Raw genomic sequence first — 17,210 nt, 5'->3', positions numbered from 1 at the left:
TTCCTGGAGAAGGATGGTGAGCATGACCGCTTCAGTCACTTCCGCCGGCGCACAGGATGACGCGGCACACGACCTGTTCAGGAGCGAAACCGACGCCCTGGAACACGCCCGTTCGATTCTGGCCCTGACTGAAGCCGGCGCCCCGGTGTACCAGCAAGCCCTCGGCGAGCTGACCGTGCACTTCGAGCGGCTCATGCGCGAGACGCGCCGGCTGATACGCCGCAGCGACCGTGCCGAGCGCGAAATGAACGCCCTCAATGCGCAGTTGCAAACCCTCGCCCGTCAGCTCGAATACCGTGCCACCCACGATGCGCTGACCGATGTGCTGAACCGCGGCGCGGTGATTGACCTGACCGTGCAAGCGCTACGCAAGACCGGGGCGGCGATGGTGGTGCTGGACATCGACCACTTCAAGCAAGTCAACGACGAATTCGGCCATCCGGCGGGCGACGCGGTGATTCAAGGCATCGTCGGCTGCCTGCGCCGGGCCGTGGGCAATGCGGGATTTATTGGTCGCGTGGGCGGAGAGGAATTTACCGTGCTGATTCCCGCCGGCACGCTGGAGGAAGGCCTCAGTCTTGCCGAGACCCTGCGTGACTGCATTGCCTCGCATGTCTTCGGGCAACCGGTGAACCGGCAGATCACCGCCAGTTTCGGGGTCAGTGCCAGTCCCATGGGCACCAGTTTCGACACGGCCTATGGCTTGGCGGATGCGGCCCTGTACCAGGCCAAGCGCTCGGGCAGGAATCGCGTCGAGGCAGCGCGGCCAGAAGCGGATGTCTGCCCGCTGGAACAACAGGAAGAAGAGCGCCTGAGCCCTCCTCTTCCCACCCTGTGATCAGAAGATCGAGATAGGGTAATCGGCGATCAGGCGCAATTCGTTGTTGTCGCCTTCAGGCTGATCGGCATTGGCACGGTGGAACGACTGGCGCAGGCGCAACGCCAGGTCCTTCGCCGGACCGCTTTGCACCACGTACTTGGCCTCAACATCGGTCTCGTGGTGCGTACCGTTGGCACCGTAGTGCAGCTGGTTGTACGCGCTGTCCGCGGCCATCTTGGTGCCGTCGATATCGTCACCGTAGATATAACGGGTCATGAAGCTCAGGCCCGGCACTCCATAAGTCAACATGTTCAGGTCATAACGCGCCTGCCAGGATTTCTCGCCCGGACCGTTGAAGTCCGAGTACTGCACGGAGTTGGCCAGCATGATCGAGTCGCCGCCGTCGCCAGGGCCGTTGGTGCCGAAGCCGACATAGTCGAACGGCGTGTCGCCATGGATCTTCTGGAACGCCAGGGTCACGGTATGCGCCGTCAGGAAGGTGTAGGCCGTGGCGAAGGAGAACGCGGTGTTGTTGATCGGACCGGCCTTGGCCGAACCTTCGTCATTGGTCTTGTACAGGTTGAAGTCGAAGTTCAGCGACTGACCCGGCGAAAGCGCCAGGGTGTAGTTGCCGTTGGTGTAGTACTGGCGCCAGACGTCTTCGAACTCGGAACCGTAGAGAGTGAAGTTGAGGTTGTCGTTGACCTTGTACTTGCCACCGAGGTAGTTGACGGCGCTGGCGGTGACGTTGGCGTAGGTGGCATACAGCGAGTGATCGTTGCTGGTGGAGACCACCCCGGTGCCACTGGTGAAATGCCCGGCTTCCAGGTCCAGGTCCTTGATCTCGCTGCTCAGCAGGTTGAAACCGGTGGCGGTTTCAGGAATCAGGCGGGTACCGCCGGCGGCGAAGACCGGCGCGGTGGGCTGCATATCGCCGTAGAGCAATTCGGTCTTGGAAATCCGCATCTTCACCGCGCCGCCGGCCTTGGCGTAATCGTCCTCGGGCTCGCCATTGCGACCCACCGGCAGGTTACCGGTACCGGCCGTGCCGGCGCCACCATCGAGCTTGATCCCCCAGTAACCGAAGGCATCCACGCCAAAACCGACGGTGCCCTGGGTAAAGCCGGAGCTGTAGTTGCCGAAGATGCCCTGGGTCCAGTCCTTCTTGTCCGCCGGACCGTTTTTCACGTCACGGTCAAAGTACTGATTCTTCAGATGCAGATTGAGGCTGCTGTCCTCGACGAAACCCTTGGCCTCGTCTTGATCCGTCACGGTGGTCGCCATGGCCGCCTGGGCCATGCCCAGCGAGACCGCCAGCGTCAGGAAGTTGAGTTTGGTCGACATCATTGTAATTCCCCTGGTTAATAATGTTTCACCCTCTTGTTAGTGCAAACGACGGATACACTCCGTCCTCCGCGCGAAGGGGTGGAAACGTAAAGCGGTAAAGGGCAGAAAGTGCCCGAAGGCAAGGACAATCTTCGCATCAGCGAAGGAGGTGGCGGGTGCAGCATTGGCGATTCCCGGGTGTCTCGACGACACCCCGCAGCCCTTTTTAAACAAGGCTTTCCACGTTATCGCTCATGGGTTTATCCCGATAAGATCCAACGCACTTTGAACCGTCAACCCATGGCCTCTGTTGTTATTGTGATTGCCACCATCTATATATAATTTTTTGCCCGAGGCATTCATGAACACTGATTTAAGTAGCGGTGAAGATTTCTTCACCGAGTTTTAAGTTGCAGTTCATGTTTCTCCAGGCAAAAAAAGACCTGCATCGCTGCAGGCCTTTTTCATGGAGTGCCAGGGTATTACCGGTGGGATCAGATCACCTGAACGATCGCCTTCACCACCGCTTCGATATTGCGCTGGTTCAACGACGCCACGCAGATACGGCCGGTATCCAGGGCATAGATGCCGAACTCGTTTTTCAGGCGGGCCACTTGCTCGACCGTCAGGCCGGAGTAGGAGAACATCCCGCGCTGGCGACCGACGAAGCTGAAGTCACGCTTGGCGCCGTACTGGGCCAGCAGGTCGACCATCTGCATGCGCATGCCGCGAATACGCAGGCGCATCTCCGCCAGCTCCGCTTCCCACTGGGCGCGCAGCTCAGGGTTGTTCAACACCGCCGCGACGATGGTCGCACCATGGGTCGGCGGGTTGGAGTAGTTGGTGCGGATCACGCGCTTGACCTGGGACAGGACGCGGGCGGTCTCTTCTTTCGACTCACTGACGATCGACAGTGCACCAACACGCTCGCCGTACAGCGAGAACGATTTGGAGAACGAGCTGGAGACAAAGAAGGTCAGGCCCGATTCAGCGAACAGACGCACGGCGGCGGCGTCTTCATCAATGCCATCACCAAAACCCTGGTACGCCATATCGAGGAACGGCACCAGATCCTTGGTTTTGACGACGTTCAGTACGTCCTGCCAGTCGGCCGGGGTCAGGTCGACACCGGTCGGGTTGTGACAGCAGGCGTGCAGCACGACGATGGACTTGGCCGGCAGCGCGTTGAGGTCTTCCAGCAGACCGGCACGGTTCACACCGTTGCTCGCGGCATCGTAATAACGATAATTCTGCACCGGGAAACCGGCGGTTTCGAACAGCGCGCGATGGTTTTCCCAGCTCGGGTCGCTGATGGCGACGGTAGCGTCCGGCAACAGTTGCTTGAGGAAGTCCGCACCGATTTTCAGCGCACCGGTACCGCCCACCGCTTGGGTGGTGAGCACACGACCGGCGGCGATCAGCGGCGAATCCTGACCGAACAACAGGGTTTGCACGGCCTTGTCGTAGGCGGCAATACCGTCGATCGGCAAGTAGCCACGGGAGGCATGCTGAGCCGCGCGCTGGGTTTCGGCTTCGACAACGGCCCGCAACAGTGGAATTTTCCCACTTTCGTCACAGTAAACACCCACACCCAGATTGACCTTGTCGGTACGGGTATCGGCATTGAATGCTTCGTTGAGGCCCAGGATAGGATCGCGTGGTGCCATTTCGACAGCGGAGAACAGGCTCATTATTGCGGCGGCTCTGAATGGGGGGTGGAGGGAAGTGACAACGCTCCGGCCGATTGCACTAGAGCGGTGCACAAACGGGGAGCTAGTATAGAGGCCATCACCGGCCAGGGCGACCGACTATTGTCGGAATGTGACAAGTTTTTTGATTTATTTGCGGGACGCCCGTCCAATTGCAACAAGCTGCCCGGGTGACGATTGCCTTGAAAGCTGTCCTCCCGGGCACCATATCCAGCATTATCATGTTTTTTCCCTACGACATCGGTCGTAAGAGGTCTTTCTCGTTTTCGCCGCGACTGTCAGGCGGGAATGAACCCAGAGGTAGGTTATGTCCGAATTCCAGCTCGTCACCCGCTTCCAGCCCGCCGGCGACCAGCCTGAAGCCATCCGTCAGATGGTCGAGGGCATCGAAGCCGGCCTGGCTCACCAGACCCTGCTCGGGGTGACCGGCTCGGGCAAGACCTTCAGCATCGCCAACGTCATCGCCCAGGTGCAACGCCCGACCCTGGTGCTGGCGCCGAACAAGACCCTGGCCGCGCAGTTGTACGGCGAGTTCAAGGCATTTTTCCCGAACAACGCCGTGGAGTATTTCGTTTCCTACTACGACTACTACCAGCCGGAAGCCTATGTGCCCTCCTCCGATACCTTTATCGAGAAGGATGCCTCGATCAACGACCATATCGAACAGATGCGCCTGTCGGCAACCAAGGCGCTGCTGGAGCGCAAGGACGCCATCATCGTCACCACGGTGTCCTGCATCTATGGCCTGGGCAGCCCGGAAACCTACCTGAAGATGGTCCTGCACGTGGACCGCGGCGACAAGCTCGACCAGCGCGCCCTGCTGCGCCGCCTGGCCGACCTGCAATACACCCGCAACGATATGGACTTCGCCCGTGCCACCTTCCGTGTGCGCGGGGATGTGATCGACGTCTATCCGGCCGAATCCGACCTGGAAGCGATCCGCATCGAGCTGTTCGATGACGAAGTGGAAAGTCTCTCGGCCTTCGACCCGCTGACCGGCGAAGTGATCCGCAAGCTGCCGCGCTTTACCTTCTATCCGAAAAGCCACTACGTGACGCCACGGGAAACCCTGCTCGGTGCCATCGACGGGATCAAGGAGGAACTCAAGGAGCGCCTGGACTACCTGCGCGACAACAACAAGCTGGTGGAAGCCCAGCGCCTGGAACAGCGCACCCGCTTCGACCTGGAAATGATCCTCGAACTGGGCTACTGCAACGGCATCGAAAACTACTCGCGCTACCTCTCCGGCCGCGCTTCCGGAGAGGCGCCGCCGACCCTCTACGACTACCTGCCGGCCGACGCGCTGCTGGTGATCGACGAATCCCACGTCAGCGTTCCGCAGGTCGGCGCCATGTACAAGGGCGACCGCTCGCGCAAGGAAACCCTGGTGGAGTACGGCTTCCGCCTGCCCTCGGCACTGGACAACCGGCCGATGCGCTTCGACGAGTGGGAAGCGGTGAGCCCGCAGACCATCTTTGTCTCCGCCACCCCCGGCAACTACGAAGCCGAACACGCCGGCCGGGTTATCGAGCAAGTGGTTCGCCCCACCGGCCTGGTGGACCCGCAGGTGGAGATCCGCCCGGCGCTGACCCAGGTCGACGACCTGCTCTCGGAAATCAGCAAGCGCGTGGCCGTGGAAGAACGCGTGCTGGTCACCACCCTGACCAAGCGCATGGCCGAGGACCTTACCGACTACCTCGCCGACCATGGCGTGCGGGTGCGTTACCTGCACTCGGATATCGACACCGTGGAGCGCGTGGAAATCATCCGCGACCTGCGCCTGGGCACCTTCGATGTGCTGGTGGGGATCAACCTGCTGCGCGAGGGCCTGGACATGCCCGAGGTGTCGCTGGTGGCGATCCTCGATGCGGACAAGGAAGGTTTCCTGCGTTCCGAGCGTTCGCTGATCCAGACCATCGGGCGGGCGGCGCGTAACCTCAATGGCCGGGCGATTCTCTATGCGGACCGCATTACCGGCTCCATGGAGCGGGCGATCGGCGAGACCGAGCGCCGCCGCGACAAACAGATTGCCCACAACCTGGCCAATGGCATCACGCCCAAGGGCGTGTTCAAGGATGTCGCCGATATCATGGAAGGCGCCACCGTACCCGGTTCGCGCAGCAAGAAGCGCAAGGGCATGGCCAAGGCCGCCGAGGAAAACGCCCGCTACGAAAACGAACTGCGTTCGCCGAGCGAGATCAGCAAGCGTATCCGCCAGCTGGAAGAGAAGATGTACCAGTTGGCCCGCGACCTGGAGTTCGAGGCGGCGGCGCAGATGCGCGACGAGGTCGCCAAGTTGCGCGAGCGTTTGCTGACCGTCTGATCCTGAGGCCGAGCACCGCCCCCTGTAGGAGTAGGGCTTGCCCGCGAAGCTTTTAGCGATCTTGCGGGCCTCTTCGCGGGCAAGCCCTGCTCCTACAGGTTCGGGGTGTATTGATGGGCGAGTCAGTTCAGTAACATCGCCAACAGCACCAGCGCCAGCAAGCCGATGTAGACCCTGGCATGCAAACGGTCCGGCAAGCGCCCGATCCAAGGCGTCGCCAGGCGCATCCCCGCCAGCGATCCAAGGATCAGCACCGCGAACGCCAGCAGATCCACATACCCGGCAAACCAGGACCCCAGCCCCAGTGGCCGGAACCCGGCCAGCGCCACATAAGTCAGGGTCCCGACCACCGCCACCGGCACGCTCAGTGGATTGGCAATGGCCGTAGCGAGGTTCATGCTCAAGCCGCTGCGTCGCAACAGCGGCACCGTCATGACGCTGCCACCGACACCGAGAAAAGTCGCCACGACACCGATCACCAACCCTCCGCCCACCGTGACAAAGGGCTTGAGCGGTTGCACCAACCCCGTCGCGCCCTGCTGCATAAACCCGCGCCGTGCCAGACAATCGACAATGGTCAGCGCCAGATAAGCGATAAAGGCCCAACGTACCGTCCCGCTGCTGACCAAACTGGCCAGCACCGCCCCCAACACCGAACCCAGCCCGATAAACCCCGCCAGCGGCCAGATATAAGCGCGCCGCAGATTTCCGGCACGCCGGTGCTTGCCCGTGGCGATCAGGGCATTGACGATCATCACGCAGGTCGAGGTCGCCACGGCAATCTGCATCGCCGCCGTGCTGATCGCCGGGTCCGGGCTGTCGCTCAGGGCCCAGTACAACAACGGCACCACCACAAAACCGCCACCAAAACCGAACAGCACGCTGGTCACCCCAGCCAGTCCGCCAAACAGTGCCAACAGCCCATAAAGCATCACGTCGGGTCCTTTCAGAAAGAGAGAACCCCAACCTTAAGCAGCTGACACTTGGCGCGCTTGCGCAAGTCCGTCAATACTGTTTGCGTTTCGGCCAGACAGACCCTGCCATGCGCAACACGTCCCTCGCTCAGTTCGATCACCTGCCCCAGGCCGTGATCGCCATCGGCACCGACTACCCCCACGGGCACCTGCTGACCCGCCACCAGCACCGTCGGGCGCAATTGCTCTATGGCGCCACGGGGGTGATGCATGTGCTCACCGATGGCGGCAACTGGATCGTCCCGCCGCAACGCGCGGTGTGGATTCCTCCCGGCGTGCCCCATCAGGTACTGATGCTCGGTGTCAGCACCCGCAGCCTGTATATCGAGCCCGATGCCGTCGGCGAGATGAGCCAGGCCTGCCAGGTACTGGAAGTCTCGGCCCTGCTACGGCAGTTGCTGATCGCCGCCGTCGACATGCCGGTGGACTACGACCCACAGGGCCGCGATGGCGCGCTGATCACCCTGTTGCTGCATGAGTTGGCCCGCGCCCACAGCCTGCCTCTGCATATCCCCCTGCCCCAGGACCCGCGCCTGCTGCCGCTGTGCCAGGCCTTCGTCGGGCAACCGGACATCCGCCAGTCCCCCCGGGCCTGGGCGGACCGCCTGCACCTGAGCCTGCGCAGCTTCGGGCGCCTGTTCCAGGACCAGACCGTCCTGAGCTTTTCCCAATGGCGACAACGGGTCTGCGTGGTCCTGGCCCTGGCCCGGTTGAGTCAAGGCGAGTCGGTCACGCGGATTGCCCTGGATTTCGGCTACCAGAGCCCGGCGGCGTTTTCGACCATGTTCCGCCGAGTTCTCGGCCGATCTCCGAGCAGTTTCCTGCAGACTTCGGATACCTTATGACGACACGTACGACAAGGACCCCGCCCATGCATATCCTCAACGCCAAGCTGCGTCACCGCGAAGGCCTGTATGACCTGCACCTGGAACACGCACGGATCGCGAGCATCACCCCGCAAACCGGCCCGTTGAGCGCCGGCCCAGATGATCTCGACGCCCAGGGCAACCTGGTGGTCGCGCCTTTCGTCGAACCGCATATCCACCTCGACGCCACCCTCACCGCCGGCGAGCCACGCTGGAACATGAGCGGCACCCTGTTCGAAGGCATCGAGTGCTGGGGCGAACGCAAGGCGACCATCACCCATGAAGACACCAAGACCCGCGCGAAGAAAACCATTCGCAGCCTTGCCGCCCATGGCATCCAGCATGTGCGGACCCATGTCGACGTCACCGATCCGCAGTTGACCGCGCTCAAGGCCATGCTCGAAGTGCGCGAGGAAAGCCGCCACCTGATCGACCTGCAGATCGTGGCGTTTCCCCAGGAAGGCATCGAGTCCTATCGCAATGGCCGGGAACTGATGGTCGAGGCGATCAATCTCGGTGCCGACGTGGTGGGCGGCATCCCGCACTTCGAATACACCCGGGACCAGGGCGTGTCCTCAGTGAAGTTCCTGATGGACCTGGCGGAAAAAACCGGCTGCCTGGTGGACGTGCATTGCGACGAAACCGACGATCCGCACTCACGTTTCCTTGAAGTGCTGGCCGAAGAAGCCCGCAGCCGCGACATGGGTTCGCGGGTGACCGCCAGCCACACCACGGCCATGGGCTCCTACGACAATGCCTACTGCGCCAAGCTGTTCCGTTTGCTGAAAGCCTCGGGGATCAGTTTTGTCTCCTGCCCCACCGAGAGCATTCACTTGCAGGGCCGCTTCGATAACTTTCCGAAGCGGCGGGGCGTGACCCGGGTGGGCGAATTGCTGGATGCCGGGATGAATGTCTGTTTCGGCCAGGACTCCATCGTCGACCCCTGGTACCCCTTGGGCAACGGCAATATCCTGCGGGTGCTGGAAGCCGGGCTGCATATCTGCCATATGCTCGGTTATCGCAATCTGCAAAGCGCGCTGGACCTGGTCACCGACAACAGTGCCAAGGCCATGGCCCTGGGTGAACGCTACGGGCTGGAAGTCGGACGCCCGGCCAACTTGCTGATCCTCTCGGCCGACAGCGACTACGAGATGATCCGCAGCCAGGGCCTGCCGCTGTATTCGATCCGTGACGGCAAGGTCCTGGTGAAACGCCAGCCGGCGCAGTTGCAGTGGCAGGACCCGCTATGAAATTCGACAAGGCCTACTGCATCAGCCTCGACGAAAAACTGACGATCTATGACGTCCGCGATCTGAACTTCGACGAGACGGTGGAGTTCGATTCCAGCCGGGAAAGCTTCCAGTGCCCGAACGATGCCTGCCGCGCGGCGTTCGACAGCAGCAACCGGCTGACCACCTACAACGCCAGCAACCCACGCTTCAAACGCACCCCGCATTTCAAGAACATGCCCAGTACCCGGCACCTGGCGGACTGCCCGTACCTGAGCGCGGAAACCGCACCGAGCGGGCTCGATGGGGAACAGCCGCCGGACGATATCGAAGGCGAACAGAACTTCCCCGTCGAGCTGCTGCTGACCCGCCGCACCTATGCCCGCAAGACGCCGGCCAGCGTCGACACCCGACCGGCGCAACCAATAGCGGAACCGACGCCAGTCATCATCGATACTCCCGCCGTCCAGGAAACCAAGGCCCCACCGAACCGCACCAGCGTGTTCGCCCATCCGGTGGAGTGCTTCGTCTCCAACCACGCCAACAAGGACCTGCTCAAACGCATGCCCCTGACCATTGGCGACCTGACCCTGAACTACAACACCTTCTTCAAGAAGGTCGAATACTGCCAGGACCGCCAGGGCCTGATCTACTGGGGAAAAATAAAGGAAATCAAGGACTACAAGACTAGCTTCAGCGTGGTTTTCGACAAACCGGTGTGGGCCGACAAGAAGCGCTACTCGATCAATGTCTACCTGAGCAAAAGCCTGATCGAGAACTACCGCCAGCGCACGGTGTTCCTGGAAGAGATCAAGAGTGTCATCGACCAGGCTGAAGACCTGTATTGCTTCTTCTACGGTGTCACGCCGCAATTGAAGCAAGTGCCGAGCAAGAAGAACCCGGACCAGACCTTCAGCGTGTTCAGTTGTGAAATCGACAACCTGGATCACTTCCTGATTCGCCAGGCGCCAGGACTTGATGCCCCTTGAACCGGCTCAATCCGCCGCGCCGGTGCGCGCGGTCGAGGCACCGGCCCACTGGTAGGTCTTGTGGGCCGCACATCGGGTGTCACTGGCCACCGAGCGGTCGAACACGAACTCGAAGGTCACCGCGCCCTGATAATCCGTGCGGACGATCCGGTTGACGTCCAGCAGGTGCCAGCTGCCATCCTGGCGCAAGGAGTCCGGCGAACGGTATTGGTCGCTGGCCCTGGTCACCCCCTGCTTGTTCAGGGTGTCCAGGTGAAAGTTGATATTGGCCTTGTTGCCGCCACCCTGGCCGCTGCTGCGGACAATCCGGTAGCGCACCGTACTGACATCGAAGTAAGCCGTGCTGCCGGCGGAGGCGAACACCACCCTCGCCTCGAGTTCGCCCCTGAAGCGGCCCACCGAGCATGAAAAATAGTCGGTTCGACTGCCCTCCAGCAGTTCCGCCGGACTGGACTCAACCGCATCGGTAGTGGTGGAGGAAACCACTTTCTTATCGCTGATGGCCGGCTCGGGCACCGCCTGAGCGCACGTGGAAGCGGTGCTGAACACCAGCCCGGCACACACCAGCGCGCTGAATAAACCTTTGATTGCTCTCATCGTAAATTCCCTTTAAACGAGTCGGAAATTCGGACCCGTTCTCACGGGCCGATCAGGGCAAGGCGCTCGTCGGCCTTCCACCCTGTCGACTCATCAAGCCAAAACCGCCAGGGTCGGACAAGGGCCGAACAGGCCTGCGCAGGGGGGACTTTTTCTGGTCTCGATGTCGGCCTCAGGATTGACGCCGGGCCGCGCCAAACAGGTGGACACTCTGCAGCTCGTCGTCCAGGGCCACCAGGCGGATCGGCGCCGTGCCGCCCGGCATGCCGACCCGGACTTCGCCGGCCTCGACCCAACCGACCCGCCAGGCCGCACAGGCCACCGCGCTGGCACTGGTGCCGGAAGACGCCGTCGGTCCTTCACCGCGCTCGAACACCCGGGCCTGCAATTGTCCCGGCGCCACCCGGGTTGCCCATTGCAGATTCACTCCCGCCGGACAGGGTTCGCCGGCACCGGTCGGTGGGGCAAAGGCGATGCGGGTCAGGCCAGGCTCCAGGGCCGACTCGCCCATTTGTGCGTTGCTCGGTAGCAACGTCGGCTCGTCGACCAGGGTGACGCAATGCGGATTGCCGATACGCACAAACTGGCTGCGCTGCCAGCCGGCGTTCAAACTCGACAACTGCGCGACATGGCTCAACTGGCGGCCATTCAACTGCGCCTCACCGACACGCCGGGCAGACACTGCTTCCGGACCGAACACCGGTTTCCCCAGGTCCAGCCAGAACCCCTGTTGATCCTCGACCTGCGCCGACTCGACCGAGGTGGCGACCGGAGAAAGGCCCCCCGGCTGATCGTGATGAACCCGCAACAGACAAGCGCCCTGAACCGGCATCAAGCCCTGCTCGGTCAGCGCCTGGGCAAAAATCGTCAGACCGTTGCCACTGCGCTCGGCCAGGGTGCCGTCGGTATTGACGATCAACAGATCGAACGGCGCCTGCGCCTGGAACGGCCCTACCAGCAGGCCATCGGAACGATGGTGTTTGCCATCTCGCGCAGGCGCCTGCTCTCCCCAGCCACAAAGTGCCTCCACCGCTTCAAGCGCCCAGGTCCGACGCAGCAGCGCTGCCTGTGCGGCATCCGCCGGTAGATCCAGGCCCAGCCCGCGCACTTCGGCGGGGCTCGCCACGGCATAGATATTCCCACGTGCGTCGTAAAACGTCGGCATACACCCTCTCTGGAATCGTCCTCTCAGGCCCACCACTCTAGTGGCAAAACCGCTGTGCCCGGGAGCGTTTTTCACCGGACTGACTAGGCTCCTACCCATCGATGTCCTGCTGTCGTCGACGCGCGAACCCTACTTTTTCGCAGAGGACAGAACATGAACAGCAAGGATCCCGTGGCCGAACTTTACCGTGAAGGTCGCAAACAGTTTATCGAGTGGGTCCCTGGCGGCGGTGCGCGCCTGGATGCGTTGTTTCATACCGCGCCGGCATTGGGCGAGTTGGCGGTCGGCGTGGTCTATGGCTATCTGCATCAGCGTCCCGGCCTTGATCCGAGGCTACGTGAAGCCGCGACCTTTGCCGCGATCGTCGCCGCCGGCACGGTCGGCGCTCCCCTCAGCGTACATCTCAAGACCGGCCTGGCCTCGGGCCTGGCACCCGGCGAATACACCGAACTCCTGTTGCAGGTGTCGGCCTTCACCGGCTTTCCGAGGGCTGTGGAAACCGCCAACCAACTCAACCAGTTGTTCGCCGATGCCGACATGCCCTCGCCACCGGCCCGCACGCCGAGAGCCGTGACCCTGGCGTTCTGCGAGGCGGTTCGTGAAGGCCATGGCGCCTTCCCGATCTCTCCCGAAGCACGAGCCCTGCTGCGTAAAACCCATCAGTTCCAGGCCACCGCCACGGCGGCGGACCGGGTTCTGCTGGAGTGCTACCAGCAGGACCAGCCCGTCCCCCGAGGCGTGTTGCAAGTGCGCGTCGACGGCGAGCAGATCGTCGCCGTGACGCTGTTCAGCCCCGAATAGGCCTCAGCGCACCAGGCACGGGCGCTTGTTGTTGAACGACCAGCCGGGAATCAGGAACTGCATCGCCACGGCGTCGTCGCGGGCGCCGAGGCCCATGTTCTTGTAGCACTCATGGGCCTTGGCCACCGCGTCCATATCCAGTTCGATACCCAACCCCGGCTTTTGCGGGACCTGGATAAAACCGTCGACGATCTGCAACGGCTCCCTGGTCAGGCCCTGGCCGTCCTGCCAGATCCAGTGGGTGTCGATGGCGGTGATCTCACCCGGCGCGGCAGCGGCCACATGGGTGAACATCGCCAGGGAAATATCGAAGTGGTTGTTGGAATGCGAGCCCCAGGTCAGGCCCCATTCATGACACATCTGCGCGACCCGCACCGAACCCTGCATGGTCCAGAAATGCGGGTCGGCGAGGGGAATATCGACGGCGTGCAACCGGATCGCATGGCCCATTTCCCGCCAGTCGGTGGCGATCATATTGGTCGCCGTCGGCAGGCCTGTGGCCCGGCGAAACTCGGCCATGACTTCACGACCGGAGTAGCCGTTCTCGGCACCGCAAGGGTCCTCGGCGTAAGCCAGGACATGATGTTGATCACGGCAAAGGGCGATGGCCTCTTTCAACGACCAGGCGCCGTTGGGATCGAGGGTGATCCGCGCCAGGGGGAAGCGCTCGGCCAGGGCCGTCACCGCTTCGATTTCCGCGGCACCGCTGAGCACACCGCCCTTGAGTTTGAAGTCATTGAAGCCGTAACGCGCCTGGGCGGCTTCGGCGAGCTTGACGATGGCCTCGGGGGTCATCGCCTCTTCGTGACGCAGGCGGAACCAGGCGTCATCCGCCCCGGCTTCATTTCGGTAGGCCAGGTCGGTCTTGCCGCGATCACCGATATAGAACAGATAACCCAGCACTTTCACCGCCTCGCGCTGCTGCCCCTCACCCAGCAAGGCCGCCACGGGCACACCGAGGAACTGGCCGAGCAGGTCGAGCAGCGCAGCTTCCAGGGCCGTCACCGCATGAATGGTGATGCGCAGGTCGAAGGTCTGCTGGCCGCGACCGCCGGCATCGCGCTCGGCGAAGGTGCGGCGCACCTGGTTGAGCAGCTTCTGGTAGTTGCCGATGGACTGCCCCAGCAACAGCGAACGGGCATCTTCCAGGGTCGCGCGGATACGCTCGCCGCCCGGCACTTCACCGACGCCGGTGCGACCGCTGCTGTCGGTGATGATCACGATATTGCGGGTGAAAAACGGACCATGGGCACCGCTCAGGTTCAGCAGCATGCTGTCGTGGCCGGCCACCGGGATGACCTGCAAGCTGGTGATGACGGGGGCCTGGCCGGCCGCGTGCAAAGTGTTTGTCGTCATGATGGCTACCTGTGTTCAACCGCAGTCTTTAATGGGATTTGTTCAGGGCCGGGCTGACCGATCCCGGCAATGTGTGGGTCGGTTTGGGCTGGGTGCGGGCAAAGAACACCAGGATCGCGGCGATCACCGAAGCCGCCGCCAGGCCGTACAAGCCGCCCTGGATCGAACCGGTGTGCTCCTCCAGCCAGCCGAAGGTCGTCGGCGCGACGAAACCGCCGAGGTTGCCCGTGGAGTTGATCAGGGCAATCACCGCCGCGGCGATGCGCGCATCCAGGTACGCCTGAGGAATCGGCCAGAACAGCGACGAGGCGGACTTGAAACCGATGGCCGCGAAGCACACCGCGACAAAGGCGAAGATCGGCCCGCCGGTGGTGGACATGAACATCCCCAGCGCGGCGATCAGCAGGGCCGAGGCGACCCAGGCCTGCTGGTGTTTCCACTTGCCCGAGGCGGCCGCGAAGGCATACATGGCAATGATCGAGATCAGCCAGGGAATCGAGTTGAAGAAACCCACCTGCAGGTCGCTCATCTGGCCCATCTTCTTGATGATGCTCGGCAGCCAGAAGGTGGCGGCATAGATGGTCAGCTGGATGCAGAAATACAGCACGCAGAACAACAGGATCTGGCGGTCCTTGAGCAGGCTCCAGATCGACGGCTTGATCGGCATCGAGGCGTCGCGCTGCTGCTGTTCGTCCTCGATGACCTGCACCAGCACCTGTTGCTCGGCGACACTCAGCCACTTCGCGTCCTTGGGCGTGGAGTCGAGCCAGAACCAGGTGAAGCCGCAGAGCACCACCGAGGCCAGACCTTCGATGATGAACATCCACTGCCAGCCGTGCCAGCCGAAGCCTTCGAGCTGCAACAGGGCCCCGGACAGAGGGCCGGAAATCAGCGAGGCCACGGCCGAGCCGCTGAGGAAGATGGCGATCGCCTTGCCGCGCTCAACCCCTGGCAGCCAACGGGTGAAGTAGTAGATCACCCCGGGAAAGAAGCCGGCCTCGGCCACCCCGAGCAGGAAACGCAAAATATAGAAGTGGGTTTCGTTCTGGACAAAGGCCATGGCCGTGGCGACCAGCCCCCAGGTGAACATGATGCGGGTCAGCCAGAGCCGTGCGCCGACCTTCTGCAAGAGGATATTGGACGGCACTTCGAACAGGGCATAACCGATAAAGAACAACCCGGCACCAAAACCGTAGGCGGCGGCGCCGATTCCCAGGTCGTGTTCCAAGTGCGTGCGCACGAAGCCGATGTTCACCCGGTCGATGTAGTTGACGATAAACATGATGACGAACAGCGGCAGCACATGGCGCTTGACCTTCGCCACGGCGACGGCCAGCAAGGAATCGCGTTCCGCTGTTGCGGACGTATCCAGGGTGTTGTTCACGACGAGTCTCCCACGGGTTATTTTTGTGTGCGGGGGTGCTGGATCAGACGAGCCAGTCGATAGTCATCATACGAGTAGAAAAATAGGGCAACAAGTGCCCAGATCGCGATTTCTGGACAGGAATCGCCGATGGAGAACGAAAAAAACAGCACATAAAATAATATCTATTTGATTTATAAGTACTTTATTAGAAATAAAAATATCTGTCAGTGGCCCACAAGACCCCTTGGCCAGCGCTACCATTTAGAAAGAGCGGCTTCTGACTTCAAGTTGTCATACATGCTGACGGTCATCGCTACGCCTCTTGTCATACGAGTGTTAAGCTTTCCCCTCGCCCCTGCGTGACACGCCCATGAACACTGAAACCGCCTCCCCTGCGCCACGGCGCAAACGCAGCCCCAACCTGGCCCACGACCTGGTCGATCACCTGACCCAGCAGATTCGCCTGGGGCATTTGAAGCCGGGCGACAAGCTGCCGTCGGAAAGCGCCATTGTCTGCGAGCACAAGGTCAGCCGTACGGTGGTGCGCGAGGCGATTTCCAAATTGCAGGCGTCGGGCTGGGTGGAAACCCATCATGGTGTCGGCAGTTTCGTGCTGGAGCGCCAAGAGCCCCACGGCCTGCGCCTGAATGTGGAAACCGCGTTGAGCGTGCGCGATCTGCTGGAACTGCGCCTGGGCCTGGAAACCCAGGCGGCGGCGCTGGCGGCACGCCGGCGCAGCGACGAGCACCTCAAGCAGATGCGCGCGGCGCTGGATGAGTATCGGAGCCTGCTGGCCAACAACGACAGCTGCGTGGCGGCCGACCAGCGTTTTCACCTGCTGATCGCCGAAGCCACCGGCAATGCCTACTTTTCCGAGATCCTGCTGCACCTGGGCAGCTCGATGATTCCACGCACCCGGGTGCCGGGGGCGGAGCGCGGCGATGCCGACCTGGCGCAACTGGGCCAGCTCGCCAGCCTGGAACACGAGGCGATTCTCAACGCCATCCGCCGCCAGGACCCGGATGCGGCGCGGGCAGCGATGTGGACGCACTTGAGCAACAGCCGCGAGCGGTTTTCCCGCGAATAACCGCCACACGCTGATCTTTAGGAGCCGGCTTGCTGGCGATCAGCCGATAGGCTGAGGTTCTGGCGGCGCCCCGCAGATCGCTATCGCCAGCAAGCCGGCTCCTGCAAAAGCGGCGTCGACTTCAAGGTCAGCGGTGGTCACACCTCATCCGCCGGAATCCGCCGACAATCCTCCGGCCCCAGCAAGCGGCCATCCTCGGCACGCAACTCCAGCGGTCGCAACGCCGCACCCTGCTGCTGATCCACCATCACTGAATGGCGCTCTCCCGGCTCGTAGAGATACGCCTCGCCCCACTGGCGCAAACCGATGATCAGGTGAAACAGGGCCTTACCCTTCGTCGTCAACACGTACTCCTGATACGCACTGCCATCGGATGCCGGGACGATCTCCAGCACGCCATGGGCCACCAGGCTTTTTAGTCGCGTCGCGAGAATATTCTTGGCCATGCCCAGATTGCGCTGGAACTCGCCAAAACGACGGATGCCGTCAAATGCATCACGGATGATCAACAATGACCAACCATCACCGATGGCGTCCAGTGACCGGGCCACCGGACATTCGCCCCCCTCCAGACTCGAACGCTTGACCATGGCCTGAAGCTC

Annotated in this window: 15 protein-coding genes; 7 read left to right on the top strand and 8 right to left on the bottom strand. The window is 62.2% G+C overall.

The features are described 5' to 3' along the window. Positions 1-22 precede the first annotated feature (22 nt). On the top strand, positions 23-838 hold the full coding sequence (locus M5B42_RS01775; RefSeq protein ID WP_248744849.1) for a GGDEF domain-containing protein: 816 nt from the start codon (positions 23-25) through the stop codon (positions 836-838). On the opposite strand, the gene M5B42_RS01770 is transcribed toward M5B42_RS01775, so the two are convergent. Both M5B42_RS01770 and M5B42_RS01765 read right to left on the bottom strand, forming a co-directional pair. Then, complete coding sequence (locus M5B42_RS01770; protein WP_177102389.1) at positions 839-2,167, bottom strand: OprD family porin; 1,329 nt, start codon at positions 2,165-2,167, stop codon at positions 839-841. A 473-nt stretch (positions 2,168-2,640) separates the two neighbouring features. Then, positions 2,641-3,837 carry an amino acid aminotransferase gene (locus M5B42_RS01765; protein WP_103494201.1) on the bottom strand — a complete coding sequence of 399 codons (1,197 nt, stop codon included), beginning with the start codon at positions 3,835-3,837 and terminating at the stop codon, positions 2,641-2,643. 325 nt (positions 3,838-4,162) lie between these two features. Between M5B42_RS01765 and uvrB the strand changes: the two genes are divergently transcribed. Continuing rightward, entirely contained in the window at positions 4,163-6,178 is a 2,016-nt protein-coding gene (gene uvrB, locus M5B42_RS01760; protein WP_248744848.1) for an excinuclease ABC subunit UvrB, read from the top strand. 122 nt (positions 6,179-6,300) lie between these two features. Here the strand turns inward: uvrB and M5B42_RS01755 are convergent, their stop codons facing one another. Beyond that, entirely contained in the window at positions 6,301-7,110 is an 810-nt protein-coding gene (locus M5B42_RS01755; protein ID WP_248744847.1) for a sulfite exporter TauE/SafE family protein, read from the bottom strand. Positions 7,111-7,220: 110 nt separating this feature from the next. Between M5B42_RS01755 and M5B42_RS01750 the strand changes: the two genes are divergently transcribed. From M5B42_RS01750 to M5B42_RS01740, 3 genes are read left to right on the top strand one after another with little or no spacing between them, the layout of a single operon-like run. Next, entirely contained in the window at positions 7,221-7,997 is a 777-nt protein-coding gene (locus M5B42_RS01750; RefSeq protein ID WP_248744846.1) for a helix-turn-helix transcriptional regulator, read from the top strand. Positions 7,998-8,023: 26 nt separating this feature from the next. Then, a complete protein-coding gene (gene codA / locus M5B42_RS01745; protein WP_248744845.1) occupies positions 8,024-9,268 on the top strand; it encodes a cytosine deaminase in 1,245 nt (414 codons plus the stop codon). Continuing rightward, complete coding sequence (locus M5B42_RS01740; protein ID WP_103497869.1) at positions 9,265-10,236, top strand: hypothetical protein; 972 nt, start codon at positions 9,265-9,267, stop codon at positions 10,234-10,236. The genes codA and M5B42_RS01740 overlap by 4 nt, the downstream gene beginning before the upstream one ends. 6 nt (positions 10,237-10,242) lie before the next feature. Here M5B42_RS01740 and M5B42_RS01735 read toward each other — a convergent pair whose 3' ends face one another. Both M5B42_RS01735 and M5B42_RS01730 read right to left on the bottom strand, forming a co-directional pair. Beyond that, positions 10,243-10,833, bottom strand: coding sequence for a hypothetical protein (locus M5B42_RS01735; RefSeq protein WP_103497867.1), 591 nt, complete (start codon positions 10,831-10,833; stop codon positions 10,243-10,245). Between the two features lie 172 nt (positions 10,834-11,005). After that, positions 11,006-11,998 (bottom strand): diaminopimelate epimerase, encoded by a 993-nt coding sequence (locus tag M5B42_RS01730; RefSeq protein WP_248744844.1) that lies wholly within the window; start codon positions 11,996-11,998, stop codon positions 11,006-11,008. Between the two features lie 153 nt (positions 11,999-12,151). On the opposite strand from M5B42_RS01730, the gene M5B42_RS01725 reads away from it, so the two are divergent. After that, positions 12,152-12,799 carry a carboxymuconolactone decarboxylase family protein gene (locus M5B42_RS01725; protein WP_248744843.1) on the top strand — a complete coding sequence of 216 codons (648 nt, stop codon included), beginning with the start codon at positions 12,152-12,154 and terminating at the stop codon, positions 12,797-12,799. Between the two features lie 3 nt (positions 12,800-12,802). Here M5B42_RS01725 and gudD read toward each other — a convergent pair whose 3' ends face one another. Together gudD and M5B42_RS01715 are read right to left on the bottom strand one after the other, a co-directional pair. Further along, entirely contained in the window at positions 12,803-14,155 is a 1,353-nt protein-coding gene (gudD, locus tag M5B42_RS01720; protein ID WP_248744842.1) for a glucarate dehydratase, read from the bottom strand. A 28-nt stretch (positions 14,156-14,183) separates the two neighbouring features. After that, complete coding sequence (locus M5B42_RS01715; RefSeq protein ID WP_177144752.1) at positions 14,184-15,539, bottom strand: MFS transporter; 1,356 nt, start codon at positions 15,537-15,539, stop codon at positions 14,184-14,186. A 352-nt stretch (positions 15,540-15,891) separates the two neighbouring features. Here M5B42_RS01715 and M5B42_RS01710 point away from each other — a divergent pair, with 352 nt between their 5' ends. Continuing rightward, positions 15,892-16,608, top strand: coding sequence for a FadR/GntR family transcriptional regulator (locus tag M5B42_RS01710; RefSeq protein ID WP_218226570.1), 717 nt, complete (start codon positions 15,892-15,894; stop codon positions 16,606-16,608). Positions 16,609-16,745: 137 nt separating this feature from the next. Here M5B42_RS01710 and M5B42_RS01705 read toward each other — a convergent pair whose 3' ends face one another. Then, on the bottom strand, positions 16,746-17,198 hold the full coding sequence (locus tag M5B42_RS01705; protein ID WP_103497860.1) for a helix-turn-helix domain-containing protein: 453 nt from the start codon (positions 17,196-17,198) through the stop codon (positions 16,746-16,748). Between the last annotated feature and the right edge of the window lie 12 nt (positions 17,199-17,210).

The organism is Pseudomonas sp. MWU12-2037, from assembly GCF_023242345.1.
Lineage (GTDB): Bacteria > Pseudomonadota > Gammaproteobacteria > Pseudomonadales > Pseudomonadaceae > Aquipseudomonas > Aquipseudomonas gingeri_D.
The sequence above is the reverse complement of the archived record's forward strand: the minus strand, read 5'-3'. Positions and strand labels throughout refer to the sequence as shown.

What these genes read in the sequence shown, in the direction of transcription:
- M5B42_RS01765 (WP_103494201.1), bottom strand. Translation starts at nt 3,837, where the DNA reads ATGAGCCTGTTCTCCGCTGTCGAAATGGCACCACGCGATCCTATCCTG.
- M5B42_RS01755 (WP_248744847.1), bottom strand. Translation starts at nt 7,110, where the DNA reads ATGCTTTATGGGCTGTTGGCACTGTTTGGCGGACTGGCTGGGGTGACC.
- M5B42_RS01730 (WP_248744844.1), bottom strand. Translation starts at nt 11,998, where the DNA reads ATGCCGACGTTTTACGACGCACGTGGGAATATCTATGCCGTGGCGAGC.
- M5B42_RS01770 (WP_177102389.1), bottom strand. Translation starts at nt 2,167, where the DNA reads ATGATGTCGACCAAACTCAACTTCCTGACGCTGGCGGTCTCGCTGGGC.
- uvrB (WP_248744848.1), top strand. Translation starts at nt 4,163, where the DNA reads ATGTCCGAATTCCAGCTCGTCACCCGCTTCCAGCCCGCCGGCGACCAG.
- codA (WP_248744845.1), top strand. Translation starts at nt 8,024, where the DNA reads ATGCATATCCTCAACGCCAAGCTGCGTCACCGCGAAGGCCTGTATGAC.
- gudD (WP_248744842.1), bottom strand. Translation starts at nt 14,155, where the DNA reads ATGACGACAAACACTTTGCACGCGGCCGGCCAGGCCCCCGTCATCACC.
- M5B42_RS01725 (WP_248744843.1), top strand. Translation starts at nt 12,152, where the DNA reads ATGAACAGCAAGGATCCCGTGGCCGAACTTTACCGTGAAGGTCGCAAA.
- M5B42_RS01750 (WP_248744846.1), top strand. Translation starts at nt 7,221, where the DNA reads ATGCGCAACACGTCCCTCGCTCAGTTCGATCACCTGCCCCAGGCCGTG.
- M5B42_RS01705 (WP_103497860.1), bottom strand. Translation starts at nt 17,198, where the DNA reads ATGGTCAAGCGTTCGAGTCTGGAGGGGGGCGAATGTCCGGTGGCCCGG.
- M5B42_RS01775 (WP_248744849.1), top strand. Translation starts at nt 23, where the DNA reads ATGACCGCTTCAGTCACTTCCGCCGGCGCACAGGATGACGCGGCACAC.
- M5B42_RS01735 (WP_103497867.1), bottom strand. Translation starts at nt 10,833, where the DNA reads ATGAGAGCAATCAAAGGTTTATTCAGCGCGCTGGTGTGTGCCGGGCTG.
- M5B42_RS01710 (WP_218226570.1), top strand. Translation starts at nt 15,892, where the DNA reads ATGAACACTGAAACCGCCTCCCCTGCGCCACGGCGCAAACGCAGCCCC.
- M5B42_RS01740 (WP_103497869.1), top strand. Translation starts at nt 9,265, where the DNA reads ATGAAATTCGACAAGGCCTACTGCATCAGCCTCGACGAAAAACTGACG.